21 protein-coding genes are annotated in these 25,552 nt (G+C 72.7%); 10 read left to right on the top strand and 11 right to left on the bottom strand.

From position 1 onward, the window contains the following. Positions 1-253: 253 nt before the first annotated feature. Complete coding sequence (locus tag ACHFIV_RS08715; protein WP_398965279.1) at positions 254-2,146, top strand: RICIN domain-containing protein; 1,893 nt, start codon at positions 254-256, stop codon at positions 2,144-2,146. Between the two features lie 121 nt (positions 2,147-2,267). Here ACHFIV_RS08715 and ACHFIV_RS08710 read toward each other — a convergent pair whose 3' ends face one another. Continuing rightward, positions 2,268-2,834, bottom strand: coding sequence for a DUF1707 and FHA domain-containing protein (locus ACHFIV_RS08710; protein WP_398965277.1), 567 nt, complete (start codon positions 2,832-2,834; stop codon positions 2,268-2,270). Positions 2,835-3,246: 412 nt separating this feature from the next. On the opposite strand from ACHFIV_RS08710, the gene ACHFIV_RS08705 reads away from it, so the two are divergent. After that, complete coding sequence (locus ACHFIV_RS08705) at positions 3,247-4,158, top strand: GNAT family N-acetyltransferase (protein ID WP_398965276.1); 912 nt, start codon at positions 3,247-3,249, stop codon at positions 4,156-4,158. Here the strand turns inward: ACHFIV_RS08705 and ACHFIV_RS08700 are convergent. Beyond that, on the bottom strand, positions 4,130-5,524 hold the full coding sequence (locus tag ACHFIV_RS08700; protein ID WP_398965274.1) for a GH1 family beta-glucosidase: 1,395 nt from the start codon (positions 5,522-5,524) through the stop codon (positions 4,130-4,132). The two genes, ACHFIV_RS08705 and ACHFIV_RS08700, sit on opposite strands and share 29 nt — an antisense overlap. Before the next feature lie 203 nt (positions 5,525-5,727). On the opposite strand from ACHFIV_RS08700, the gene treZ reads away from it, so the two are divergent. Beyond that, positions 5,728-7,488 carry a malto-oligosyltrehalose trehalohydrolase gene (gene treZ / locus ACHFIV_RS08695; protein WP_398965272.1) on the top strand — a complete coding sequence of 587 codons (1,761 nt, stop codon included), beginning with the start codon at positions 5,728-5,730 and terminating at the stop codon, positions 7,486-7,488. Positions 7,489-7,508: 20 nt separating this feature from the next. Here the strand turns inward: treZ and ACHFIV_RS08690 are convergent, their stop codons facing one another. The 3 genes from ACHFIV_RS08690 to ACHFIV_RS08680 all read right to left on the bottom strand — a co-directional run bounded on the left by ACHFIV_RS08690 (position 7,509) and on the right by ACHFIV_RS08680 (position 10,178). After that, on the bottom strand, positions 7,509-8,159 hold the full coding sequence (locus ACHFIV_RS08690; RefSeq protein ID WP_398965270.1) for a hypothetical protein: 651 nt from the start codon (positions 8,157-8,159) through the stop codon (positions 7,509-7,511). Between the two features lie 142 nt (positions 8,160-8,301). Beyond that, positions 8,302-9,432: a M24 family metallopeptidase gene (locus ACHFIV_RS08685; protein WP_398965268.1), complete on the bottom strand. Its 1,131-nt coding sequence runs from the start codon at positions 9,430-9,432 to the stop codon at positions 8,302-8,304. Positions 9,433-9,551: 119 nt separating this feature from the next. After that, entirely contained in the window at positions 9,552-10,178 is a 627-nt protein-coding gene (locus ACHFIV_RS08680) for a nucleoside/nucleotide kinase family protein (RefSeq protein WP_398965267.1), read from the bottom strand. 86 nt (positions 10,179-10,264) lie between these two features. Here ACHFIV_RS08680 and ACHFIV_RS08675 point away from each other — a divergent pair, with 86 nt between their 5' ends. Next, complete coding sequence (locus ACHFIV_RS08675) at positions 10,265-10,651, top strand: VOC family protein (protein WP_398965265.1); 387 nt, start codon at positions 10,265-10,267, stop codon at positions 10,649-10,651. Between the two features lie 96 nt (positions 10,652-10,747). Here ACHFIV_RS08675 and ACHFIV_RS08670 read toward each other — a convergent pair whose 3' ends face one another. From ACHFIV_RS08670 to ACHFIV_RS08655, 4 genes are all read right to left on the bottom strand, one after another. Then, positions 10,748-11,653, bottom strand: coding sequence for a LysR family transcriptional regulator (locus tag ACHFIV_RS08670; RefSeq protein ID WP_398965263.1), 906 nt, complete (start codon positions 11,651-11,653; stop codon positions 10,748-10,750). 36 nt (positions 11,654-11,689) lie between these two features. After that, positions 11,690-12,871 (bottom strand): glycine C-acetyltransferase, encoded by a 1,182-nt coding sequence (locus ACHFIV_RS08665; protein ID WP_398965261.1) that lies wholly within the window; start codon positions 12,869-12,871, stop codon positions 11,690-11,692. A 42-nt stretch (positions 12,872-12,913) separates the two neighbouring features. Next, the gene (gene tdh / locus ACHFIV_RS08660; protein ID WP_398965260.1) at positions 12,914-13,942 is read right to left on the bottom strand and encodes an L-threonine 3-dehydrogenase; all 1,029 of its coding nucleotides are present in this window, start codon (positions 13,940-13,942) and stop codon (positions 12,914-12,916) included. A 348-nt stretch (positions 13,943-14,290) separates the two neighbouring features. Next, positions 14,291-14,746, bottom strand: coding sequence for a MarR family winged helix-turn-helix transcriptional regulator (locus tag ACHFIV_RS08655; protein ID WP_398965259.1), 456 nt, complete (start codon positions 14,744-14,746; stop codon positions 14,291-14,293). Between the two features lie 134 nt (positions 14,747-14,880). Between ACHFIV_RS08655 and ACHFIV_RS08650 the strand changes: the two genes are divergently transcribed. Both ACHFIV_RS08650 and ACHFIV_RS08645 read left to right on the top strand, forming a co-directional pair. Continuing rightward, complete coding sequence (locus ACHFIV_RS08650; RefSeq protein WP_398965257.1) at positions 14,881-15,354, top strand: MarR family winged helix-turn-helix transcriptional regulator; 474 nt, start codon at positions 14,881-14,883, stop codon at positions 15,352-15,354. A 156-nt stretch (positions 15,355-15,510) separates the two neighbouring features. Beyond that, positions 15,511-17,097 (top strand): DHA2 family efflux MFS transporter permease subunit, encoded by a 1,587-nt coding sequence (locus tag ACHFIV_RS08645; protein WP_398965255.1) that lies wholly within the window; start codon positions 15,511-15,513, stop codon positions 17,095-17,097. Between the two features lie 72 nt (positions 17,098-17,169). On the opposite strand, the gene ACHFIV_RS08640 is transcribed toward ACHFIV_RS08645, so the two are convergent. Further along, positions 17,170-18,006: an alpha/beta fold hydrolase gene (locus ACHFIV_RS08640; protein WP_398965253.1), complete on the bottom strand. Its 837-nt coding sequence runs from the start codon at positions 18,004-18,006 to the stop codon at positions 17,170-17,172. A 196-nt stretch (positions 18,007-18,202) separates the two neighbouring features. On the opposite strand from ACHFIV_RS08640, the gene ACHFIV_RS08635 reads away from it, so the two are divergent. After that, on the top strand, positions 18,203-20,617 hold the full coding sequence (locus ACHFIV_RS08635; RefSeq protein WP_398965252.1) for a GTPase-associated protein 1-related protein: 2,415 nt from the start codon (positions 18,203-18,205) through the stop codon (positions 20,615-20,617). An 85-nt stretch (positions 20,618-20,702) separates the two neighbouring features. Here the strand turns inward: ACHFIV_RS08635 and ACHFIV_RS08630 are convergent, their stop codons facing one another. Beyond that, the gene (locus ACHFIV_RS08630; protein ID WP_398965250.1) at positions 20,703-21,578 is read right to left on the bottom strand and encodes a peptidoglycan-binding protein; all 876 of its coding nucleotides are present in this window, start codon (positions 21,576-21,578) and stop codon (positions 20,703-20,705) included. Between the two features lie 183 nt (positions 21,579-21,761). On the opposite strand from ACHFIV_RS08630, the gene ACHFIV_RS08625 reads away from it, so the two are divergent. The 3 genes from ACHFIV_RS08625 to ACHFIV_RS08615 all read left to right on the top strand — a co-directional run bounded on the left by ACHFIV_RS08625 (position 21,762) and on the right by ACHFIV_RS08615 (position 25,491). Further along, positions 21,762-22,238 carry a hypothetical protein gene (locus ACHFIV_RS08625; protein WP_398965248.1) on the top strand — a complete coding sequence of 159 codons (477 nt, stop codon included), beginning with the start codon at positions 21,762-21,764 and terminating at the stop codon, positions 22,236-22,238. A gap of 492 nt (positions 22,239-22,730) precedes the next feature. Next, entirely contained in the window at positions 22,731-23,279 is a 549-nt protein-coding gene (locus tag ACHFIV_RS08620) for a TetR/AcrR family transcriptional regulator (RefSeq protein WP_398965247.1), read from the top strand. Between the two features lie 40 nt (positions 23,280-23,319). Continuing rightward, a complete protein-coding gene (locus ACHFIV_RS08615) occupies positions 23,320-25,491 on the top strand; it encodes an MMPL family transporter (protein WP_398965245.1) in 2,172 nt (723 codons plus the stop codon). The last annotated feature ends 61 nt before the right edge of the window (positions 25,492-25,552 follow it).

Below are 25,552 nucleotides of genomic sequence, written 5' to 3'. Positions count from 1 at the left end.
ATAAGTGACCCACATCACTTACTAACCATTCAGTGAGTGTGTTTTCATATCGACGTTCTCCCGAATTCGCTTAGTCGCAGCGGTACTTGTGGTCGGCGTCGAGACCGCCGGCCAGAAGGTGAGACCCCGGGGCCGACGGCCCCGTGCGCACCACCCCTTCAGGCAGCCCGTCCGTCTCCGCGCCCCGCCGGACATCACGGCGGGACGGGGGCCGGCGGGCACCCGCGCAGGTACGAACCGAAGGAGCCGCACCATGCCACCACTCAGTCCCGCCCGCCGCCGGTCGGCAGGAGCCGTGGGCGCCGCCCTGGCCCTCGCCGTCGCCGGCCTCGGCCTGCCCGGCGCGGGCACCGCCCAGGCAGCCGACCCCACCGCCCAGGTGTGGATCACCACGCCGGACGGCAGCAGGAAGCTGGCCGCCGACGGCAGCATCCCCTTCACCGCGACGCCCCAGCCCGTCGACATACGCATCGACGGGAACAGCAAGGGCCAGAGATTCACCGGTGCCGGCGCCTCGGTGACCGGAGCCTCCGCGCATCTCGTCCAGAGCCTTCCCCAGGACAGGCGCGACGAGCTGATGAGGTCGCTGTTCTCCGCCGGCGACGGCATCGGCCTCACCTATCTGCGCCAGCCGCTCGGCGACTCCGACTTCAACGCCGCCGGCGGCTTCCACAGCTACGAGGACACCCGCGGCGCCTTCTCCGTCGCCCGCGACAAGAGCGAGATCATCCCGGTCCTGAAGCAGGCCACCGCCGTCAACCCGGCCATCCGCTTCATGGGCTCCCCCTGGTCCGCGCCGGCCTGGATGAAGACCAACAACTCACTCGTCGGCGGCAGTCTGAAGACGGAGAACCACCAGGACTACGCCGACTACCTGGTCAGGTCCATCCGTGCGTACGGCCAGGAGGGCATCACCCTGACCGACCTGACCGTCCAGAACGAACCTGAGTTCGCTGCCGGTTACCCCTCGATGACCATGACGTCGGGCCAGCAGGCGGACTTCATCAGGGTCCTCGACCGCACCCTCACCGCCGCCGGCCTTCCCACCAACCTGCTGGCCTACGACCACAACTGGGACCACCCCAACTACCCCGTCGAGGTATTCGCCGGGACCCAGGGCGTCAACCGCGTGATCGGTGCGGCCTTCCACTGCTACGGCGGAGTTCCCTCGGCGCAGCAACAGGTCGTCGACGCGGGCAAGCGCGTCTTCTTCACCGAGTGCTCGGGCACCGAGAGCGCCGATCCGGCCAGGACCTTCGCCGACACCCTGCGGTGGCACGCGGAGAACCTCGTCGTGCAGAACATGCGCCACGGCGGTGAGACCGTCATCAACTGGAACCTCGCCCTCGACCGGAACGGCGGGCCCCACCAGGGTGGCTGCGGCACCCGCTGCAACGGCGTCGTCGACATCACGAACGGCACCGTCAGCCGCAATGCCGAGTACTACGTACTCGGCCACGTCGGCAAGTTCGTGAAGCCCGGTGCCACCCGCATCGGCTCCACCAGCCAGGGCGCCGGCGGCGTGCAGAACGTCGCCTTCCAGAACCCCGACGGCAGCCGCGCCGCCTACGTGGTCAACACGGCGGCCGCTGCCCAGCGGCTCTCACTGACCGACAACGGCAGGTCCCTCGCCTACACCCTGCCCGCCGGCGCGGTCGCCACCTTCGTCTGGGACGGCACCGGCGGCACGGGTGAACCGCCGGCCGGCCCGGTCGACCCGGCCACCTGGTACCAGGTCAGGAACAGCAACAGCGGTGCCTGCCTCGACGCCGCCGACTGGGGCACCGCCGACGGCACCGCGCTCCAGCAGTGGGCATGCGGCACCGGCGCCAACCAGAGCTGGCAGTTCCGCCCCACCGGCGACGGCAACTACCAGGTCGTCAACCGGCACAACGCCAAGGTGTGGGACGTCGACGGCGGTCCGGGCGCCACCGGCAACGGCACCAGGGTCCACCTGTGGGCGTACGGAGGCGGAAGCAACCAGCAGTGGAAGCCGGAGCCCGCCGGCGGCGGACAGTACCGCTTCACCGCCCGTCACAGCGGCAAGTGCCTGACGGTGGCGGGGTCGTCCACCGCCGACGGTGCCAGGCTCTCCCAGCAGCCGTGCGACGGCTCCGCCGCCCAGGCGTTCACCCTGACCGGGTGACGTGACGGTCCTGCCGGGCCGGGTGACGTCGGTGCTGAACCGGCGTCCCCCGGGACGGCCGCACGGCTCGGCGCCGGGTCCCACGTGGGAAGGAAGCCGCAGAGGAGTGAGGGACAGCGGATCAGGCCGGGAGGGCCGGCGGCGACGCCGTGAGCCGGAAGGTCATCCGGCCGAAACTCACCTGGTCACCGTCGCGCACGACGACCGATCCGACGACCCGCTGGCCGTTCACACACGTGCCGTTCGTCGAACCCAGGTCCCGCAGGATCCACCGGCTGCCGTGCGCGGTCAGCTCGGCGTGCATCCGGGACACCGTCTCGTGGCTGAGCCGGAGTCCGTTGCCCGGGTCGCGGCCTATGCGCAGCGGGTGCGGACCTGGCATCGGCAGCAGAAGTCCGGGCAGCCGCTCGGACTGCCACGCCCTGCGCACCCGGGCCGGGAAGGCGGAGACCCCTCCCACCGCGCGGAACAGACCGCGCGACCAGCGCCCGCCGGAGTCCAGATCGGAGGTGAGCGCCGCCAGCTCTTCGGGGCGCCGGGCCGTCAGCGCCAGTTCCATACGTCGCAGGAAGGTGTCGTGGGAGAGCTTTCCCTGCGCGGCGCCGTCTCTGAGCACACCGAGAACACGGTCGCGCTGGGCGTCCGACAGCCGCGCGGGGTACGTGTAGGACTCGAAGGAGGACGTCACAGCAACGATTGTCGGTCCGACAGGCCCGAGGTGTCCAGACGGTGCCCGATTCCGGCCTGCCTGACCTGCGCGGCAGAGTCGAGCGCCACCCGCCCGTACGGCGGGCCGTCGTCCTGGCGCGTCGGCCGGCGTGGCGGGGCGCAGTCCGGCGCCGGCCGGGACGTCAGCTGCGGGCGTGGCCTCGACAGGGGAGGGCGAACTGCCCTTTTCCGGTGGACGGTTGCGCGCCGATGGCGTTACCGTCGGCATCCGGACACCACCCGGCAGAGGAAGGAGGCGAGGCACGTGCGTGACATCGGACCCACTCGCGGCACCACGCCCACGCGCTCCCGCCCTGTCCGCAGGACGGTGTCGGACCCGGTCCGGCCGGGGGCGCTCGCTCACGCGTCACCGAGTCCCGGAGGACATCACCATGACCGTCCCGGTCATCCGTTCGCTCACCAGGAGCGACGTTCATCTCTTCGACACCCTGCACGGCCCCTCTCTCGTCGGCCGAGCCGCGTTCGGCCACCGCTACGCCACCGTGTACGAGGGCGGTGAGTACCGCCCCGAGTGGACCTTCGTCGCTCTGCGCGACGGCGTGGTCGTCGCCAGGGCTGCCTGGTGGGGCGGGCCCGAGGACACCGAGCCCGTGCTCCTCAACCACTTCGACTTCGCCGAGGGCGAGGAGGACGCGGGCGCCGAACTGCTGCGCCGGGCCCCGTGGTCCGTCGAGTACGAGCTGATCGTGCCGCCTGGCTGGCGGGACGTGCCCGCGGTGCGGGCGGCCGCTTCGGCGCGGATCGCGGCGGCGGAAGCGGCCGGGATGAAGCCGCTGGTCGAGCGCTACCGCTACGAGTGGACGCCCTCGGACGGCCTGCCGGAGCGGCCCGGCCGGCTGGTCTTCCGCGAGGAGCCGGACGACGCGGTGATCCTCGACGTGCTGCGCCGGGTCCACTCCGAGACACTGGACGCCCACGCCCGGCGGGTCATCGAGGGGCCCGGCGGTCTTGACCAGGCCGCACGGGAGGAGCTGGACTTCTTCAACTGGTGCCCGTCGCCCCGCTCCTGGTGGCAGCTCGCCCACACACCGGACGGACGGCTGGCGGGCATCCACGTGCCCGCCCGGAACCCGGGAGGCCCGTGCATCGGCTTCATCGGGGTCGTCCCGGAGGCACGGGGGCACGGCTACGGCTACGACCTGCTCGTGGAGAGCACCCACTTCCTCGCCGGCGAGGGCGCCACGTCCGTCGCGGGGGCGACGGACCGGGGCAACGTGCCGATGGCCGCCGCGTTCGCCCGGGCGGGCCACCGGATCATCCAGGAGCGCGTTCACCTGGTGTGAGGGCCGGCCGGTGCGAGCCGCCCCCGCGCTGTGCCCGGATCACGTCGCGGTACCACGCGTAGGACTCCTTCGGGGTCCGGCGCAGGGTCTCGTAGTCGATGTGGACGAGACCGAACCGCTTGCTGGCTCCCTCGGTCCACTCGATGTTGTCGGTCAGTGACCAGGTGAAGTAGCCGCGCACGTCGACGCCCGCGTCGATGGCCGCCCGCAGTGCCTCCAGGTGCCCTTCCAGGAAGGCGATGCGGCGGCCGTCGGCGACGGGCTCGTCGACCGCGCAGCCGTTCTCGGTGATGTAGACGGGCGGCAGCCGGTCGCCGAAGCGGTCCCTGAGCCGGCCGAGCGTCTCGGTGAGCCCCTCGGGGACGACGGGCCAGCCGAAGTCGGTGGTGTCGTACCCCTCGATCTCCCTGATCCCGAACGGGAGTCCGGCGGGCATCGCGTAGCCGGAGAAGGAGTCGAGCGCCTCGGGCCTGGGAGCGCCGACGAGGGTCGGGTTGTAGTAGTTGACGCCGTACCAGTCGAGGGGCGCGGAGATGACCTTGAGGTCGTCCCCGACCGGTCCCGGCATCAGCGCGGCGAGGCCATCGTCGGGATAGCGGCCGGTGAGGACCGGGTCGGCGAAGAGCCAGTTGGTCAGGGTGTCGTAGATCTCCGCTCCCGCGCGGTCCTCCTCGGAGTCACCCGCCGTCCAGACGGGGGTGTGCGAGAGCGCGATGCCGATGTTGCCGGCACCGGCGGCGCGCAGCGCCCGCACGGCCAGGCCGTGGGCGAGCAGCTGGTGGTGGGCTGCGGGCAGCGCGTCGAAGAGGAGCGTACGGCCGGGGGCGTGCTCGCCGAGCGCGTAGCCGAGCATCGTCACCTCGGCCGGCTCGTTGATGGTGATCCACATGGGGACCCGGTCGGCGAGACGTTCGGCGACGATGCCCGCGTACTCGGCGAAGCGGTAGGCGGTGTCCCGGTTGAGCCAGCCGCCCGCCTCGTCCAGCGGGAGCGGGGTGTCCCAGTGGTAGAGGGTCGGCGCCGGGGTGATGCCGTGGGAGCAGAGCTCGTCGACGAGCCGGTCGTAGAAGTCCAGTCCGGCGGGGTTGAGCGAACCGCTGCCGCCGGGGACGACCCGGGGCCAGCTGACGGAGAAGCGGAAGGCGTCCGCGCCGAGTCCGGCGAGCAGGGCGACGTCCTCGCGGTAGTGCTCGTGGAAGCCGGTGCCCAGGGTGGTGTCGGTGCCGTCCTTGATCCGGCCGGGCCGGGCGGCGAACGCGTCCCAGCCGGAGGGCCCCTTGCCGTCGGTGTCGAAGGCCCCCTCCGTCTGGAAGGCGGAGGCGGAGGCGCCCCACAGGAAACCGGGTGGGAAGGACGGCACGGTCATCTCGGCCTCCAGCAGCCGTGGGAGGGACCTTGTGGTACTGCCCGGGCTCCTGACGAATGGGCAGAACCCGGTAGGGCAATGATCAGGACCAGACCCTAATCGCCAGTTGCGGGCTCGCTCCAGTGTCCCGGGGCCGTGCGTGCGAATTCCGCCGATCATGGAGCCTCCGGCGAGGCATCAGGTTCATGGACGAGGAGTGATGGATGCAGTTCGAGGTGTGGGCCCCTGAGGCCGGGTCGGCCGCGCTGTGCACGGCGGGCGGGCGCCGGCCGATGGAGCGCGACCCGCTGCGCGCGGGCTGGTGGACGGCGGAGGCCGAGGCGGCGGACGGCGACCGTTACGGCTTCTCGCTCGACGACGGCCCCGTGCTGCCCGACCCGCGTTCCCGCCGCCAGCCGGACGGGCCCGACGGCGGGAGCGCGGTCGTCGACCACGGGGCGTACGCCTGGCGCAACGCCTGGGCCGGGCGTGGACTGGCCGGTGCCGTGCTGTACGAGCTCCACGTCGGCACGTTCACGGAGGCGGGCACCTTCGACGCCGCCGCCGAGCGGCTGGGCCACCTCGTGGACCTGGGCATCACCCATGTGGAGCTGATGCCCGTCTGTCCTTTCCCCGGCACGCACGGGTGGGGGTACGAGGGGGTGTCGCTGTGGGCGGTGCACGAGCCCTACGGCGGCCCGGAGGGGCTGAAGCGCCTCGTCGACACGGCGCACGGTCTTGGCCTCGCGGTTGTCCTGGACGTGGTCCACAACCACCTGGGCCCCTCGGGGAACCACCTTCCGGCGTTCGGCCCGTACTTCACGGACACCCACCACACCCCCTGGGGCTCGGCCGTCAACCTGGACGCCCCCGGCTCGGACGAGGTCCGCGCCTATCTGCTGGGCAGCGCGCTCGCCTGGCTGCGTGACTACCGCCTGGACGGCCTGCGGCTGGACGCCGTCCACGCGCTGGCCGACGGCCGGGCGCTCACCTTCCTGGAGGAGCTCTCCGCGGCCGTGGACGCCCTCGCCGCGGAGCTCGGCCGGCCGCTCGGCCTGATCGCGGAGTCCGACCTCTGCGATCCACGGACGACCGCCCCGCGCCCGGACGGCGGCATCGGGCTGCACGCCCAGTGGAACGACGACTTCCACCATGCCCTGCACACCGCGCTCACCGGCGAGTCCCAGGGCTACTACGCCGACTTCGCCTCAGCCCCGCTGGCCTCCCTCGCCAAGACCGTGACCAGGGCGTTCTTCCACGACGGTACCTACTCCAGCTTCCGGGGACGCACGCACGGCCGGCCGGTGGACGTCACCCGGACGGCCGCCCACCGCTTCGTCGGCTACGCCCAGACCCACGACCAGATCGGCAACCGTGCCCTCGGTGACCGGCTGGCCGCGGGGCTCTCGCCGGGGCTCCAGGCGTGTGCGGCGGCGCTCGTGCTCACCGGGCCGTTCACACCGATGCTCTTCATGGGTGAGGAGTGGGGAGCCCGCACCCCGTGGCAGTTCTTCACCGACCACACCGACCCGGATCTCGCCCGCGCCGTGCGTGACGGCAGGCGCCGGGAGTTCGCGGCGCACGGCTGGGCCGAGGAGGACGTCCCCGATCCGCAGGATCCCGCCACCCGGGCCCGCTCCTGCCTCGACTGGAGCGAGCCGGACCGGGAGCCGCACGACCGGATGCTCGCCTGGCACCGCGAGCTGATCGCCCTGCGCCGCACCCACCCGGACCTCTCCGATCCCGACCTGGCGTCGGTGCGGACGGCCTACGACGAGGAGGCCCGCTGGTTCGCCTTCCGGCGCGGTGATCTGCGGGTCGTGGTCAATCTCGCCGGCAGGCCCGCCGCCGTTCCGCTGGGTGCCGGCCGTCACCGGACGTCCGGCGGGAGAGTGCTGGCCTCCTGGGAGCCGGTCGAGGCCCCGGGCGGCGACGGAGTGCTGCACCTGCCACCGGAGTCGTGCGTGGTGCTGGCCGACGACTGAGACCGCGCTGTGCGCGGCCGTCAGACCTCTCCCCTGTCCCACGCCTGCAGCATGCCGTCGTGGGAGCGGACCAGGGCCAGCAGAGCGGCCCCTGCCCGCGGGTCCAGGAACGCGTCCTGGACCCGCACCTCGTTTCCGTGCGCCTTGAACTCCAGGGGCACCCGGCCGCCCTCGCGCCAGATGATGCGGCCCGGTCCTCGGGGGAGATCACCCCCGCCGCCGAACACGGCGGCCAGGAAGAGGAACGGCAGCAGGGGCGAGAACAGCCACCACACGCACCACCAGAAGATCCGGCCCTTGTATCCCACCGCGTCGGGCGCGCCGGGCCGGCTCACCGTCCAACGGGCACGCAGCCCCCTCCTGAACGTCTTCTCGCGTACGACGGTGCAGAGGAGCTCGCCGTGCGCGCCGAGCACCTGGTAGACGGACACACCCTTCGCGCAGGAGGCGGTCACCACGGTGGCGGCCCTCGCCCCGCGGTACTCGTCCGCCCACAGGACGAAGGAGCGCGCGCCGCTGCCCCGGGCCGCGAGGTAGGCGCGCAGGCCGCCCGGGGGCAGCTCACGCTCCACGTGGCAGACCGTCCAGGACGGTCCCGGCCGGACGAAGAGGTTGATCCTGCGGGCGACCGGCTCGGGAGCGGTGCCCTCCCGTCGCCTCGGGTGAGTCATCGTCAGTATGCCGACCATCCGGCGTCCCCCTCGTACCGTCCCCGCCGGTGCGGGGAGCGTACGGATCCTACGACCGCCCGGACGCCTCCACCGCGGGGGCGGAGAGCTCGCGGTGGGCCGGGGTGTTCCCGCATCCGGACCGCTACCCGACGACCGCCAGTTCGCGGGCCGTGGTGTTCAGACGCCTGCCCCCGCTCTCCGTGACCGTCACGATGTCCTCGATGCGGACGCCGAAGCGGCCGGGGAGGTAGATGCCCGGCTCCACGGAGAAGCACATCCCGGGCACGAGCGGCTGCTCCTCGCCCTCGATCATGTAGGGCGGTTCGTGGGTGGTGACGCCGATGCCGTGGCCGGTGCGGTGGATGAAGCGTTCGCCGTAGCCGGACTCGGTGATGACGGCGCGGGCCGCCCGGTCGACGTCCTGGCAGGCGGCCCCGGGCCGGACCGCGCGGCAGCCGGCCTCCTGCGCCTCCCGTACGACGTCGTGGACCCGCTGCTCCTCGGCGGTGGGTTCGCCGACGTGGACCGTGCGGGAGGTGTCGGACCCGTAGCCGTGCATCAGCCCGCCGAAGTCCAGGACCACCATGTCGCCCTGCCCGATCGTGCGGGCGCCCGCCTCATGGTGCGGGTTGGCGCCGTTCGGGCCGGAGCCGACCACCGTGAAGTCGACCTGGGAGTGACCGTGCTCCGTGAGGAGTGCGGCCAGATCGGCGGCCACGTCGCTCTCCCGGCGGCCGGAGAAGCGGACCTTCAGGATCTCCTCGTACGTCGCGTCGGCGGCGGCCCCGGCAGCGGCGAGCCGCTCCAGCTCGGCGGCGTCCTTGACGGCGCGCAGCATCGGCAGCGCCTCGGTGAGCGAGGCGTAGGAGGTGTCGGGGAGCAGTTCGCGCAGTGCCAGCAGGTGAAGTGCCCAGGCGTTGTCGCTGATCCCGAACCGCCCCTTGGCGTGGAGCAGCCCGGCGGTCAGGGTGTACGGGTTCGCCGCGTCGGTCCAGTCCCGCAGGGTGAGGGCAGGGGCGCCCGTCGCGCGTTCGGCGTCGGCGGCCTCGAGCGCGGGGACCACGAGGACGGGGTCGTGGCCCGCCCTGAGGACGAGCAGGGTGAGGCGTTCGGTGTCCGCGGTCGGCCGGTAGCCGGTGAGGTGGACCATGTCGGGGCCCGGCGCGACGAGGACACCGGCCAGGCCGGCCGCGTCGGCCGACTCGGCCGCGCGGGTCATCCTCGCCCGGTAGTCCTCGGCGGTGAAGGGCACGGGCTGGTCGGTGCTGGGCATGGGGACCTCCTGGCGGGGCGGGGCGCGGCACGGCTCTCGGCATCCTGCCCGTCCGCACGGGTGGAAGCGAGCGGAATTCGGGACGCGCCGCGCCCGCCCCGACGAGGCCGGCGCGCGGCTCAGCCGAACCGTACGACGAGGTCGGCGCGGTCGCGGTGCGGCTCGACCAGCCGGGCGTTGCGTTCGTCGGAGCCGGCGACCCAGCGCTCGGCCTGGGTGCGGGGCTTGCCGAAGCGCACATGGCGGTCCACGAGCCTGCTCACCCTGAGCCCGGGATCGGTGTCCAGGAACCACACCTCGTCCAGCAGGCCGCGTACCGGCGCCCAGGGCCCCTCGTCCAGGAGCAGGTAGTTGCCCTCGGTCACGACGAGCGGGGTGTCCGCGGGGACGCACACCGATCCGGCGACCGGCTCCTCCAGTGACCGGTCGAAAGCGGGGGCGTACACGGGGTCGGGGCCTTCGGGGGCGCGCAGCCGCCGGAGCAGGGCCGCGTAGCCGGCGGCGTCGAAGGTGTCGGGGGCACCCTTGCGTCGCGCCCGCCCGAGGCGCTCCAGCTCCGCGCCGGCCAGGTGGAAGCCGTCCATCGGGACGAGGACCGCGCGGCCTCCCAGCCCTTCGACGATCCGGGCGGCCAGCGTGGACTTCCCGGCGCCGGGCGCCCCCGCGATGCCGAGGATGCGGCGGCCGCCGCCGGCAGCGAGAGTGCGGGCGCGGTCGGTCAGCGCGGCGAGGTCGCTCGTGTCCATGCCGGGAATTGTCCCCGGAGAGCCGCGAACGCGTTAGTGTTACGTATAACGCAGGCCGTGCCCGTACGCCGAGGACGAGGATCCCCATGCCGCACATCGCTCTGGTCACGCTGGTCGTCCGCGACTACGACGAGGCGCTCGACTTCTACACCGGCGCGCTCGGATTCGAGCTGGTGGAGGACACGGACCGGGGAGACGGCACCCGCTGGGTCGTCGTACGGCCCAGGGGCACCACCGGCACGGGGCTGCTGCTGGCACGTGCCGCGGACGAGGCCCAGCGGGCGAGCGTCGGGGCGCAGACGGGCGGCCGGGTGGGCCTCTTCCTCCACACGGAGGACTTCGCGGGCGACCACGAGAGGATGCGGTCCGCCGGGGTCCGCTTCCTGGAGGAGCCGCGGCACGAGGTGTACGGCTCCGTGGCGGTGTTCGAGGACCTCTACGGCAACCGGTGGGACCTGTTGCAGCCGGCGTGAGGGCCTTCCGGACGGGCGTCACCGCCGTCGGCCTCCGGGTGCGCGGCCCTGCCGGCGGCGCGGGAGGCCGGGTCCGGGTGCTGCCGCGAACCCGCCCTACGCCGGCCGGGCCGCCGCCCGCAGCGCTTGCAGGACCGGTTCGATCAGTGGGTGCCCCTCGGCTCCCTGCCGCACCGCGGCGAAGACGCGCCGGGTCGGGGCGGCGCCCTCCACCGGTCGCACGACGACCCGGCCGACCTCGGCGCCGCGCAGCGCCGACCGGGGCACCAGGGCCACCCCGGCACCGGCCCCGGCCAGGGCGACCACGGCGTGGAAGTCGTCCGACGAGTGTTCCAGCAACGGCTCGAACCCGGCGTACTCGCAGGCCAGGAACACCACGTCGTGGCAGGGGTTGCCGGGGTACGGGCCGATCCACGTGTCCTTGGCGAGATCGGCGACGGCCACGTGCTCCTGGTCCGCGAGACGGTGGCCGACCGGCAGCACCGCGTCGAAGGGCTCGGAGTACAGCGGCACCCGGGTCAGCCTGCGGTCGTCGTCGCCGGGCGCACCCCGGTACTCGACGGCGACCGCCACATCGACCTGGCGGTCCAGCACCATCGGCACGCTCGCGTCGCCCTCGGCGTCCTGCACCCGGACCCGGATCCCGGGCGCGGTGCGGGCGAGCTCGGCGATCGCGGGGGCGAGGACCAGCCCGATCCCGGTGGCGAACGCGGCGACGGTGACCGTCCCCGCGACCCCCGCGCTGTAGTCGGCGAGCTCTGCCTCCGCCCGCTCCAGCTGGGCGAGGACCGCGTTGGCGTGAGTCAGCAGGATCTCCCCCGCGGCGGTCAGCCGGGCCCCCCGCGCCCCGCGCTCGACCAGCCGGTGGCCGGTCTCCTGCTCCAGGGCGGCGAGCTGCTGGGAGACCGCCGAGGGCGTCAGGTACAGCGCGGCGGCCGCGGCGGTCACCGTGCGGTGGTCGGCCACGGCACGGAGGATGCGCAGCCGCCGTGCATCGATCATGCGCTCATTGTCCCAGCCCGCCGGGCGCGCCCGTGCCTACAGCGCGGCCCGCGCGCCGACGAACGCGTCCACGGCGCGGTCGACGTCCTCGGTGGAGTGCGCGGCGGAGAGCTGGACGCGGATGCGGGCGGCCCCCTGCGGGACGACGGGGTAGGAGAACCCGATCACGTACACACCGCGCTCAAGGAGCAGCTCCGCCATCCGGGCCGCCTCCGCCGCGTCCCCGATCATCACGGGGGCGATGGCGTGGTCGCCGGGCAGGATGTCGAAGCCCTCCTCGGTCATCCGGGAGCGGAAGCGCGCGGTGTTGGCCGCGAGCCTCTCGCGCAGGTCGCCCGCCGACTCCAGCAGGTCGATGACCTTGAGGGAGGCGGCGGCGATGACGGGGGCGAGCGAGTTCGAGAAGAGGTACGGGCGCGAGCGCTGGCGCAGCAGCGCGACGATCTCGGCCCGGGCGGCGACGTAACCGCCGGAGGCGCCGCCCAGTGCCTTGCCGAGGGTGCCGGTGATGATGTCGACGCGGTCCATGACCCCGTGCAGCTCGGGTGTGCCGCGCCCGCCGGGGCCGACGAAGCCGACGGCGTGGGAGTCGTCGACCATGACCATGGCGCCGTAGCGGTCGGCGAGGTCGCAGATCTCGGCCAGCGGGGCGACGTAGCCGTCCATGGAGAAGACGCCGTCGGTGACGACGAGCTTGCGCCGCGCCCCGGAGGCCTCCTTGAGCTGCTGCTCGAGGTCGGCCATGTCGCGGTTCGCGTAGCGGTGGCGCTTCGCCTTGGAGAGGCGGATGCCGTCGATGATGGAGGCGTGGTTGAGGGCGTCGGAGATCACCGCGTCCTCGGGGCCCAGGAGGGTCTCGAAGACTCCGCCGTTGGCGTCGAAGCAGGAGGAGTAGAGGATCGTGTCCTCCTGCCCGAGGAAGGTGGAGAGCCGCTGTTCCAGCTCTTTGTGCACCTCCTGGGTGCCGCAGATGAAGCGGACGGAGGCGAGCCCGTAGCCCCAGCGGTCCAGCGCCTCGTGGGCGGCGGCGACGACCTCGGGGTGGTCGGCGAGGCCCAGGTAGTTGTTGGCGCAGAAGTTGAGCACCTCACCCGCCGTCGAGGTGACGGCGACGGTGGCGGACTGCGGGGTGGCGATGACCCGCTCGGGCTTCTCGAGTCCGGCGTCGCGGATCTCGTCCAGGGTGGTGCGCAGGTCGTCGCGTACGGAGTCGAACATGAAGGGTGTCTCCCAGCTGGATACGGGTGCGTACGAGGAGCTTCAGGCGGCCCAGTCGAGCAGGACCTTGCCGCCGAGACCGCTTGCGGCGTCGTCGAACGCCGCCTCGAAGTCGCGGTAGCCGTACCGGCCGGTGATCACCGGCGAGAGGTCGAGCCCGCCCTCGAGGAGTACGGACATCGCGTACCAGGTCTCGTACATCTCGCGGCCGTAGATGCCCTTGATCGTGAGCATGGAGGTGACGATCCGGGACCAGTCGACGGGGAATTCGGCGGACGGCAGTCCGAGCATGGCGATACGGCCGCCGTGCGTCATGTTCGCGATCATGTCCTGCATGGCCTCGGGGCGTCCGGACATCTCCAGGCCGATGTCGAAGCCCTCACGCAGTCCGAGAGCGCGCTGACCGTCGGCGACGGTCGCGCCGCCGACGTTCAGGGCGAGGTCCACCCCGACCTTCCTGGCCAGTTCGAGCCGGGCCTCGCTCACGTCGGTGATGACCACGTTGCGCGCTCCCGCGTGGCGGGCCACCGCGGCGGCCATGATCCCGATCGGGCCCGCGCCGGTGATCAGCACGTCCTCGCCGACCAGCGGGAAGGACAGCGCGGTGTGCACGGCGTTGCCGAACGGGTCGAAGATCGCGGCGATGTCGAGGTCGACCTTCTCCCGGTGGACCCAGACGTTCGACGCGGGCAGCGCCAGGTACTCGGCGAACGCCCCGTCCCGGCCGACCCCGAGTCCCAGCGTGGAGCGGCACAGGTGCCGCCGCCCGGCGAGACAGTTGCGGCACTTCCCGCAGACCAGGTGCCCTTCGCCGCTGACCAGGTCGCCGGTCTTGATGTCGACGACGTCCGCACCGATCGCGGCGACCTCCCCGACGAACTCGTGGCCCAGGACGAGCGGGGTGCGCACCGCCTGCCGGGCCCAGCCGTCGTAGGCGCGGATGTGCAGGTCGGTGCCGCAGATCCCGGTGCGCAGCACCTTGATCAGGACGTCCCCGGGGCCGGTCTCCGGCTCCGGTACGTCCATCAGCCACAGTCCCGGCTCGGCCTTGTGCTTCACGAGTGCCTTCACGGCTGCGGCTCCCTGTAGCTGGTACGTGCGGATGACCCGGGCAGGGGGCATGCCGGAGACGGCCTGCGGCCCGGGACGGCGGGGGGATACGGCGGACGGGACAGGGCGTGACGCCTGTCACCGCGCTCTCTGCCGCCACCGAGAAATGTGCCGTACCCGGGCCTCCAGGTCCATCGAGGATTTCTTAAGCGCAGCCGTAGATCCGCTTCAGGCCCCGCCGGACACGGCACAGGTCCGCCGCCCGCTCCGGTACGCGCCGTGACCCGGGGCGGGTCCGCCGTCCCGCACGGCCGCCCCGTCCCTCTCGCGGTCCCGCCGGTGCACGCCCCGGGGATCCGCGCGCCCGGCTCAGGGGCGGGGCCAGGGCCGTCCGTCGAGGGCCTCGATGTCGCTGTTGAGGCGCTTGAGGTACGCGGCGAAGTCGCGGACCTCGTCGGGTGACCAGTCGGCCATGACCCGCTCCAGGCCGCTGATGTTCTCCGCGCGCTCCGCGTCGAGGCTGTGTTCACCCGCACCGGTGATGCGGAACTTGCGGGCGATGCCCCCGTCGGGATCCGGGATGCGTTCGACCAGACCGGCCCGGAGCATGGCTGCGGTCTGCCTGTTCAGGGTGGAGGCGTCGAGGCCGAAGGCCTCGCTGAGCTGCCCGATCGACATCGGCCCTTCCATGCGGATCCGGCTCAGCAGGGTGTACGCGCTGCGGTCGAGGTGCCCGCCGCCCCGCCGGGACCTGGGCGCGCTCGGCTGGAGGTGCCGGCCGAGCAGCATCGTCTCGAACTCGATCAGGTGCGTCGGCTTGTCCATCGGTCCTTCTCTCGACCGCCTTCGCGGCGCCTCGGGTCTCTCCACCCGCACATATACCACTCACGAAACGCCCGGTGATCACGGGACATTTGAGTATGTTGACATAGCTATTACCTCGTACTTATGCTGGGGACGTGCCCGATCCCACCGCGCCCGTCCAGGACATCGCCCACGTAGCGTCCGCGCTCGTGGCGTCCCTGCCCGCGCTGCACCGGGGTCTGGAGCGGCAGGTGGCCCACTCGTTCCCGCATCCCCGGCTCCCTGACGGACAGTTGGCGCTGCTCTTCCTCGTCGAGGAGCGGGAGGGGGTCACCGTCCGCGAGGCGGCCGATGCGCTGCTCATGAAGCCGAACAACGTAAGCGCCCTCGTCTCCCAGCTCACCGAGCTCGGCCTGCTGGAGCGCAGGCAGGACGCCGCCGACAAGCGCGTCGCCCATCTGTACCCGACGGCCACGGCCCGGGAACGGCTCGCCGAAGCGCGGACGATCAAGGAAGCCCATCTGACGGGCGCGCTGCACACGCTCACCGAGGGAGAGCTCGACGCTCTCGGTGCGGCCCTGGGCGCGCTGAGGTCCCTGAACCGGCGCCTCCACTCCCCCGCCGGCTGACCTCCGCGTTCACCACCCGCTGTCGCCGGACACTTCCGCACGGCTGACCCCGCGAGCGCGACGGGGAACCGGCGCGTGCCGGCCGGCTGCGGCACGGCCGTCGCGGCCGGGGCACGTCCTCTCGTCATTCCGACGTTCCACAGACAAGGCTTCCGCATGTCCTCCACCACCGTGGACACCTCCTCCCTGCCCGCGAGCCGTCCGCCCGACGCGGCCCGGAGCAGGCGTAGCAATCCCTGGCTGACGCTGATCGCCGTCGCGATCGGCCTGTTCATGGTCAACCTCGACGGCTCGGTCGTCGCGATCGCCAATCCGGAGATCGGCCGGGACCTCGACGCGTCCACCGCCGACCTGCAGTGGGTCACCAACGCGTATCTGATCGCCATGGCCGCCCTGCTGATCCTCGGCGGCAAGCTCGGTGACCGTCTCGGGCGGCACACCGTCTACATGGTCGGCACCGTAGGCTTCACCCTGGCGTCGGTCGCGATCGCCCTCTCCGGTTCGATCGAGGGCGTCATCGCCTTCCGTGCCGTGCAGGGCCTCTTCGGCGCCCTGCTGATCCCCAACACACTCGGTCTCCTGCGTGCGGTGTTCCCGCCCCGCAAGTTCGGTATGGCCGTGGGGCTGTGGGCCATGGTGGCGTCCTGCTCCACCGCCCTCGGCCCGATCGTCGGCGGTCTGCTCATCGAGCACGTCAACTGGGAGTCGGTCTTCTACATCAACGCCCCCATCGGCGTCTTCGCGCTGGTCTTCAGCCTGTTCGTCCTTCCGCACAGCAAGGACTCGACGGGGAACCACCGCTTCGACGTACCCGGCGTGCTGCTGCTCTCCATCGGCCTGGTCGCCCTGATCTTCGGCGTGGTCAAGGGGGAGACATGGGGGTGGACCTCCGCCGGAACGCTGGGAGCGATCGGCGCGGGCCTCGCGGTGCTGGCCCTCTTCTGCTGGTACGAGACGCGTCAGGAGCACCCGTTGCTGCCGATGCGCCTCTTCCGCAACCGGTCACTGACCATCGGCACGATCGTCACCGCGATCAACTTCTTCGTGATGCTCGGTGTCATCTTCTTCGTCATGCTGTACCTGCAGAACGTGCGCGGCTTCACGCCCGTCGAGGCCGGTGTCCGCACCCTGCCGCTCAGCCTGGCCACCGTGGCCGCGTCGCCGCTGGGCGCCGCCCTGACCCAGCGTTTCGGCCCCCGGCTGACGATGCCCGTCGGCATGGTGCTCCAGGCGGTGGCCTCCTTGTGGATGCTCACCTGGGACGCCGGTTCCCCGTACGCCGCGATGTGGCCTCCCTTCCTCGCCATCGGACTGGGCGTCGGCATGGTGATGTCCGCGTCCTCCGACGCCATCGTCGGCAACGCCCCCAGGAAGGACGGCGGTGTCGCGGGCGGCCTCCAGGCCACCTCGCTGCAGATCGGCGGAGCGCTCGGCACGTCCGTGCTGGTCTCCCTGATCAGCGGCAAGGTGGGCTCCACCCTCACCGGTGAACTGGCCTCCGCCGGGGTCCCCGCGGACGCGGCGGCCGGCTTCGGGGGCGCCGAGGACGCGGTGGCCATGGGGATCTCGCCCGTGTCGGCCGGCATGCCCGCGCAGCTGAGGGAGGCGGTGATCGAGGGCAGCGGGAACGCGTTCATGAACGGGGTGCACTCCGCCGTGGTCGTCACCGCGGTCCTGTGTGCCGCCGGCGCCCTGCTGGCAGGGTTCGGGATGCGCGGCCGTCGCGAGGCCGTGGAGAGCTGAGCCCTCGTCAGGGGGCGCCCGGCCGGGTGCGGGAGCGTGTGGAAGCGCGCCCCGCGCCCGGCCGGTCCGCGTTCAGGAGAGCGGCACGAACGCCCTGACGGCCTCGCACAGCCGCTGCGGCTGGTCCTCGGGGATGAGGGTGTAGCTGTCGGTGATCTCGACCAGCCGGCCCTGGGGCAGCATCTCCGCCAGGCGACGGCCGTGGGCGGGCGGCATGACCCTGTCCTCGGCCGCCCAGACGACGAGCGCGGGCCGGTCGAACGTGCGCAGCGCTTCGGCCCACGCCAGGAGCTCGTCCCCGGGCGGTACCCCGAGCACGTACGCCCTCAGGTCCCGCCGGATCGCGGCGGAGGTCCACAACGGCCGGAACCACTCGTCCATGACGTCGTGCGGGACCGGCCGCTTGCTCATCCACCCCCAGGTCAGGGGAAGTCTGCGCAGGGGCTTCAGCTTCAGCAGGGTGAAGGCGAGCCGCAGCCCACCGGGCATTCTCGCCGCGACGGCCAGATTTCGGCCGGGAAGGCCCGGCGGATAGTTGTCGAACGCCTCGCAGGACGTGATCACCAGCCTGCCGATCCGCTGGTCACGGCCCTCCGCGACGAGGGCCTGGGCCCCGCCCCAGTCGCTCATCACCAGGGTGACGTCCCGGAGGTCCAGCTCGTCCAGGAACTCCGCGACCAGGTGGGCGACTCCGAGAACCGTCAGATCGGCGTCGGGACGCATCGGCCTGCGGTGGGATCCCAGCGGCAGTGTGGGCACGACGCACCGGTAGTCGGAGCGCAGCCCGGTCACGACGTCGCGCCACAGGGAACCGTTCATCGCCACGCCGTGCAGGAGGACCACCACGGGCCCGTCGCCGCCCGTGTCCTCGTACTCCACCACTCCCGCGGAAAGCGTCACTTCGGTCATGGGGTCAACGTAGAGCCTCCTCGCCCGCCGTGCGGACCGACGGGCAGTCAGGGCTTGATAGCGTCGCCCGCACGACTGCGGAAAGCTCCCCGCCGGGGTCGTCGCTCCGCCGGGCCGGGCCGCACCGACAGGGCGGCGAGCGGCGGCCGGTGCGCGTGACGGGGACGCACGTGGCAGGGACGATGAGGGCCTACAGATGAGCCTCCCGCAGTTGCACTACACCTCCGCCGCGGCCGGCGACGGGGAGACCGGCGGCCGGTTCACCGCCGCCACCTCCTCGATACCCGGACCGGTGCGCGCCGAGGCCGCACCGCTCCTGGCGTACGAGGCACCGGCGGGCACTCCTGAGCGGCTCTCCGACGACCGGCTCCGCGCGCTGCCCGTGGCGTTCGGACACGTCGCGCTCTCCGACGGCAGTCATCTCCTCAGCCGTACGGTGGCCACGGGCGCGGGCGGATTCCACGCCCACGCGGTCCACCTTCCGCCCGGTGTGCCGATACCCGGCCGGATCCTGCCCGTCGCCGCGTGGGGGGCGGCGGGTTGGCTCTCCGCGACACCGGACCGCATGCCGCCCGATCCCCTGACCTCGATGCCGGCCGCGCCCGGCCCCTCCCGGGCGTTCAGCCGGGAGAGTCTCGGTGACTTCGCGGTGTCCCGCAGTCCGTGGCTCGCCGCCGTGCTCAGCGACCTCCGCCGGGTGTGTGAGGACCCGTCCGCGCCGCCGGTCGTGCTCGTGGAGCGGCAGAGCGCGGACGTGGCGCGCTGGGTCGCGCTGGCGTGCGCCGTGCTGCCCCCGGAGCACGCCGAGCGGCTGACCTTCACCACCTACACCAGGCATCCCGGGCGTACCCCGCACCAGGTCGTCGGTGTCCTTCCCGAGGACGCGCCCGACGCCCGCGATCCCCGCTTCCGCGTGCACGCCGCGACGGGTCCGCGCCCGTCCGGCGCCGTGGACGACGCGTGGGCGGGGACGGCCGCCCGGATCTGGCGCAGCCGGTCACCCCAGCTCTTCCGGGAGGCGGCGGACCTGCCCGGCGAGCCCTTCGCCGCCGGGCCCCTCGCCGTCACCGCGCTCGGCGCCGGCATCGCGCTCGGTTCCGCCGAGCGGGCCGCGGCGGCCGACTGGGCGGCCGAGCGGCCCTACGCGCTGGACGAGAAGGGCACCGGTCAGCTGGCCGACGCGCTGACCGCGCCCTCCGACGACCGCACCAGCGCGGAGTGCGCCGCCGCGCTCCGGCTGCTGACGGCTCTCGACGGCCGCTGCCCCGCCTCCGTCACCGCACCGCTGGCGGCGCTGCTGGTGACGGAGGCGGTACGCGGCGGCGACGTCGCCCTGGAGCCGCCCGCGCGTTCGGCGTTCGACGGACCCGCCGGGGAACGGGCGCTCACCGCGCTGGTGGAGGAGCTCGGGGACGAGCTCCTGGCCGAGCTCGCCGCCGGGGTCTCCAGGGGTGTCGCGCGGACGGTGCAGTTGCTGCGCATCGCCCGGCTGCTCGGCGTCGACCGCGAGGAGCTGCTTCCCGGCGTGGTGGGCCGGCTCGCCCGCGCACTGCTCGACGACCCCGGGGCGGGCACGTGCCGCGCGTTGCCTGATCTGCTCGACGAACAGTTCGACGTGCGTACGGCGCTCCTGGGCGAGCTGGACCGGATAGCCCCGGACCACCCCGCCGGTACGGAACGGCTGCTGACGCGGGTGGCTCTGCCGTTCACCGGGACGCAGGCTCTTCCGCACCTGCGGATGTGCGCGGAGGCACCCGGCGCCAAGGCGCGGGGCGCGGACCGGATGGAGGTCCTGCACACGGTGCTGCGCGCGGCGGGCATGTCCCCGTTCGCCGAGCCACTGGTGCTGCGGACCGCTGTCGGCCTGGTGTGGGGCGAGGACACGCCGACGGCGGGTGAGGCGAGGTCGCTGCTGGGCGAGACCACGTCCGACGCGCACCGGGCGGCCGGCACCTGGTCGCGGCTGGCCGACGCCGCGCTCGCCGCGCCCTTCGACGACGAGGACGCCCCCGAGCTCGCCCACGATCTGCTGCGCGGCTTCCCGCAGGAACTCGACGGCCGGACACGCGCCTGCCTCCTGCTGCTGGACTTCGCGCGCGACATGCGCGCCGGGACGGGGGAACCCGGCTGGACGGACCGCGCCCGGGCACTGCGTGGCCGGGCCGGGCCCGCCGCGTCCCCGGCCCTGGAGCACGCTCTCGGCGCCCTGGCCGAGCGGCTACTCGCTCCCGGCCGGCCCGGCGAGGAGCTGTACGCGTTCGTCCACAGCGGGGACGAGGGGCTGATCGCCGCGTACGGCGGGGCCGCCCGCCGCGATGCCGTCGTGTCACTGCTGCGGGCGGATCCCGTGTACGTGGCGGACTGCTTCACGGTGTGGAACGCGCACCCGCACGCGGGCGACGACTGGACCCGGACCCGCACCGCCCTGCTGGAGGAGGTGCTGCGCCCCGTGGTCCGCGCCCTGTCCCCCGAGGCGCTGGCCGCCGTGGAGCGGGCCGTGGAACACGAGGGAAGCAGTCGGACCCTGGACGCGTTCCGTGCGTGGAACCGGCCGTCCCGGTCGATCGGGCGACTCGGCAGAAGGATCGTGGGACGGGTGCGCCGGGGGTGACCACGGGACGGGTCCGGACGCACGGCCAGCCCGGTGCGACGGCCCCCGACAGGAGGGCCGCCGCACCGGCCGCCGCGCGGTGGGATCAGACGTTGGGGACCCTGAGTCTGTCCCAGCTGGCCTTGCCCGGGATACCGTCGGCGCCGCTCCCCGAGTAGCCCAGCTTGCGCTGCCACGCGGCGTACGACTTGCGGTCCGCCTCCGACCACTCGGGGCCCGGGCCGACCTCGTACCGTCCGCAGCCCTCGGACACCAGTCTCCTGCCCATGGCGGTGATGACGGCGCTGCGCCGCCCGAGGCGGAAGTACGCCGCTCCCGGGAACGGCTCGTACTTCGCCGGGGGCGTGGGGGCGGGCGGGCCGTCCGGCCTTCCGGCGAGACGTGTCCCGACCCTGGCCCGCATGGAGTCCATCGTGAACCCGCGGGGGTCGATCTTTCCCGGCTGCCACTCCAGGTGGCCGATCACCGACCGGCGGTTCCAGCCATGGGCCCGGCAGACCGCGGCGGCCGCCTTCTCGATGGCCTCCAGCTGGGCGGCGGGCCAGGGGTCCCTGCCGTCGCCCAGGTTGACGCACTCGAAGCCGTAGAAGGACCGGTTGCCGTCGGTGTTGGCCTCGTTGTCGGCGGGCAGGGCCGTTTCGTTGATCACCGCGCGCAGTACGTCGTCGTCGCCGGAACCGGCGTGGTTGGCCCGGCCGTGGCCGACCATGTGGACCGAGCCGTCCTTGGCGATCACTCCGTGGCACAGGGGGCCGGGCAGACCGGAGTAGCCGTCGTAGCAGAGGTCCACGGACCTCTGGGTGCCCGAGGTCACGGTGTGGTGGATCATCACGCCGTGCACGGGTCCCCACGCGCCCTTGTGGTTGCGGTTGTGCGTGCGCCAGCTCCGGTGCTCGACGACGTGCAGACCCTCCTCACGCAGGGCCCTGAGCAGTCTGTCGGCGGACAGAGGCGTTGCCATCGTGTGCTCCCTTACCCAGGTGGTGCGTCGCTCGCGGCTGTCCTCGTCGTCCTGCCCCGCCGTACGGCCGTCCGAACCGGCGGCGGGGTCCCGGGGGCGCTCCGGGTGTGCGGAGCGGCAGGTACCGTAGGGAGGACGATTTCGTGGGCCTCCTGGCGGGCTGCGTACACCCAGGAGGAACACATGACGACGAACCGCGGACGCAAGGACGTCATCCGGGACCGGATGGCCGCGACCGGCGAGTCCTACAACGTCGCCGCACGGAATCTGAAGGCGATGAAGGACATGGGCGCGACCCGCGAGGCCCTGCTCGTCCAGCGCTGGCGGCCCGCGGAGTCGCTGGACGTGCCGTGTCCGTGCGGCGGCACGTGTGAGCCGGGCGAGACGTGCGGCCACTGTCACGCCCGGCACCGGCACGTGAAGCGCTACCCGGGCAGTGTCACGGACGTGGAGGTCTGGGCCGACCGCTACGAGTGCATGGGCTGTGCGTCCTCGTACACCCTGACCGTCCACCTGGCCGGGCGTCCCTGGGGCGTCGCCGAGACCGTGGTCCAGGGCGGTGCGGCCGAGGAGGTCGTGCGGGCCAGGGTGTTCCCCGGGGTGGCGCACCCGCTGCTGCGGGCCGAGGCGACGGCGGATTCCGGGTCGGACGAGGACTGACTGCTCCATCCTTCGCCGGGCGCGCCCGCGGCACACCGGGCGGAGGACGGGCGAAGGCGGTAACGGTGGCGGACGGAAGCGGGAGCGGGCCGGCGCTCCGCGAGAGTGGCTCACACGCGTCGGCCCCGGGAACCGCCGCACCGGCCCCGCTCAGCGCGCGGGCACGTGAGGCCGTCCTCCAGCGCATCGTCGACAGGCGCTACGCCCAGGGCTCCCGCCTCGTCGAGCGGGAGGTCGCCGACGGTGCTGAAGCGGCCGGTACGGGTGGTCCGGGAGGGTGTCGCCCTCTGACCGACGGCCGGGGCCGGTGCCCCGCCCGCGCTCGGACAGCGCCCTCCAGCCGGAACGGAGGGCCCTCACCCTTGACGACGGCGCGCGCACCGGCCGGATCCCCGCCCACACGACGGTGCGACGGTCCGTGAGTGGCGCGCGTCACCCCCCGGCTCTGACCGATCGGTCAGAGCTGACCGATCGGTCAGCTACGGTGGCTCCATGCCACGTCCGCCCTCCGCGATGCGCCGTCAGATCCTCGATTCAGCGCTGCGGCTCTTCGCCGAGCACGGCTTCAAGGGGACCTCGCTCCAGGACATCGCGGCCGGAGCGCAGTGCTCCAAGGCGTCCCTGCTCTACCACTTCGCCGGCAAGGACGCGATCCTCACCGAACTGCTGACACCCCCCGCGGAGAGCCTCTACGCCATGGGCGAGGAGCTCGCGTCGCTGCGGGGCGACCAGGCCGTCGAAGCGGCCGTCACGGGCTACGTCGGCCTCGCGATGCGCTTCCGCCGGGAAGTGAAGATCATCTTCGCTGAACTGCCCGACATGCTCGGTCATCCGGTGCTCGCCGTCATCCCCCGTGCGGTCGACCAGCTCGCGGCGGCCCTGTCAGGGCGTTCGGACGAGCCGCGCGCCCGCGTCCGGGCGCAGATGGTGATCGGGGGCGTGGCCGTCACGGTGGCCGCCGACGTGGATGCCGAACCCGGCACGATGCGCGCCGAACTGGTCCAGGGGGCACTGAGGACCCTCGGACATCGGACCGGCTGACAGAAGTCGTCCAGATCAAAGAGAAAGACGCCTCTTCCGCATGGCAATCCTCCTGTACCGGCTCGGCCGGCTGTCCTTCCGTCGACGAGGGCGCGTCGTCGCCCTCTGGCTCCTGCTGCTCGCCCTGCTCGGAGGGGGCGCGGCGGCCTTCAGCGGGCCCACCACCAGCAAGTTCTCCATACCGGGCACCGAGTCGCAGAAGGCCCTGGACTCGCTCGCCCGGGAGTTCCCGCAGGCGAGCGGTGCGACGGGCACCATCGTCGTCGCCGCGCCCGAGGGCGGGAAGCTCACGCCCCCGGCGGTGGCCCCCGTGATCAAGGAGGCCGCCGGGGTTCCCGGCGTCCTCGCCGCCGTCGACCCCTTCGTCTCGAAGGCGGTGTCGCCGGACGGCCGCCACGCCCTGATCCAGGTGCAGTTCGACTCGGGCGTCGACGGCATCACAGACGCGCAGCGCGAGGCGTTCAGGGAGGCGGGTGCGTCCGTCCCGGATCTGCGCGTCGAGCACGGCGGCGAGATCATGCGGGGCGTCCCGGAGGTCGGTTCCACCGAGATCATCGGTGTCGCGGTCGCCGCCCTCGTACTCGTCCTCACCTTCGGTTCGCTGGTCGCGGCGGGCATGACCCTGCTGAACGCCCTGGTCGGCGTGGGGGCAGGGATGGCCGGGCTGTTCGCCCTGAGCAGCACCATCGAACTGACCAGCACAGCACCCATCCTGGCGCTCATGCTGGGCCTGGCCGTCGGCATCGACTACGCCCTGTTCATCACCTCCCGTTACCGCCACTACCTCCTGGAGGGCATGGAGGGCGAGGAGGCAGCCGGCAGGGCGGCGGGGACCGCCGGTTCGGCCGTCGTCTTCGCCGGCGCCACCGTCGTCATCGCGCTGGCCGGTCTCGCCGTCGCCGGTGTGCCCTTCCTGACGGTCATGGGCCTGGCCGCCGCGGCCACGGTCGCTCTCGCCGTGCTGGTCTCCCTCACGCTGCTGCCCGCCGTCCTCGGCTTCGCGGGCACCCGTGTCCTGCCCAGGAAGCAGCGGGGCCGGGACCGGACACCCGTCTCCGCTCCCGTGGACACCGAGGCAGGTTTCGGCTTCCGGTGGGGCCGGATCGTGGCACGGCTGCGCATCCCCGTCCTCGTGATCGGGGTGGTCGGCCTCGGAGCCCTCGCCCTGCCCGTGCAGGACATGCGTCTCGCGCTGCCCGACGCGGGCACCGAGGCGGTCGGGTCACCGAACCGGGAGGCCTACGACCTGACGACCGAAGGGTTCGGTGAGGGCTTCAACGGCCGGCTGGTCGCCGTCGTGTCCGGCGACACCGCGCAGGCGACGAGCGCGGCGGCCGGGAAGACCGCCGCGCTCATCAAGGAGACGGACGGCGTACTGGCCGTCGCCGCCCCGCAGATGAACGAGAAGGGCACGACCGCCCTGCTGGCCGTGATACCCGAGACCGGTCCCACCGCCGCCGCGACGGAGGACACGGTCAACGGGATCCGGGACAGGGTGGAGCACGTCAGCGGTGCGTCCATCGCACTGACCGGCGCCACCGCGGTCGGCATCGACGTCTCCGAGAAGCTCGCGGGCGCCCTGCCGGTGTACCTCCTGCTGGTGGTCGGCCTCTCCTTCCTGCTGCTGATGCTCGTCTTCCGGTCCGTCCTGGTACCGCTCAAGGCGGCCCTGGGCTTCCTGCTGACCATCGGCGCCACCTTCGGGATCACCGTCGCGATCTTCCAGGAAGGCCGTCTGGCGCACCTGGTCGGCCTCGACACACCCGGACCGCTGGTCAGTTTCCTGCCCATCCTCCTGATCGGCATCCTCTTCGGGCTCGCCATGGACTACGAGGTCTTCCTCGTGTCGCGGATGCGGGAGGACTTCGTCCACGGCTCCGACGCCCGCGAGGCCGTCATCAGCGGTGTCGGGCACAACGCACGCGTGGTCACGGCGGCAGCGGTGATCATGACTGCCGTCTTCGGCGGATTCGTCTTCATGTCCGACCCGATCATCAAGTCCATCGGCTTCGCCCTGGCGATCGGCGTACTCATCGACGCCTTCGTCGTCCGCATGGCCCTCGTGCCGGCCGTCATGCACCTTCTGGGACGCGCCGCCTGGTGGCTGCCCCGCCCTGTGGACCGGGCCCTGCCCGACCTGGACATCGAGGGCGAGCGGCTGCAGCGCGAGATCCCGGTGCAGCGGCAGCCGGTGGACCTCGTGAAGGCGTGAACGCGCCGGTGTCCCCTGCCCGGAGGGCAGGGGACACCGGCGGGGGCCGCGCTGTCCGGTC

The sequence above is a fragment of the Streptomyces sp. ALB3 genome (assembly GCF_044385685.1).
Lineage (GTDB): Bacteria > Actinomycetota > Actinomycetes > Streptomycetales > Streptomycetaceae > Streptomyces.
This window is presented reverse-complemented; position numbering and strand designations above follow the sequence as displayed.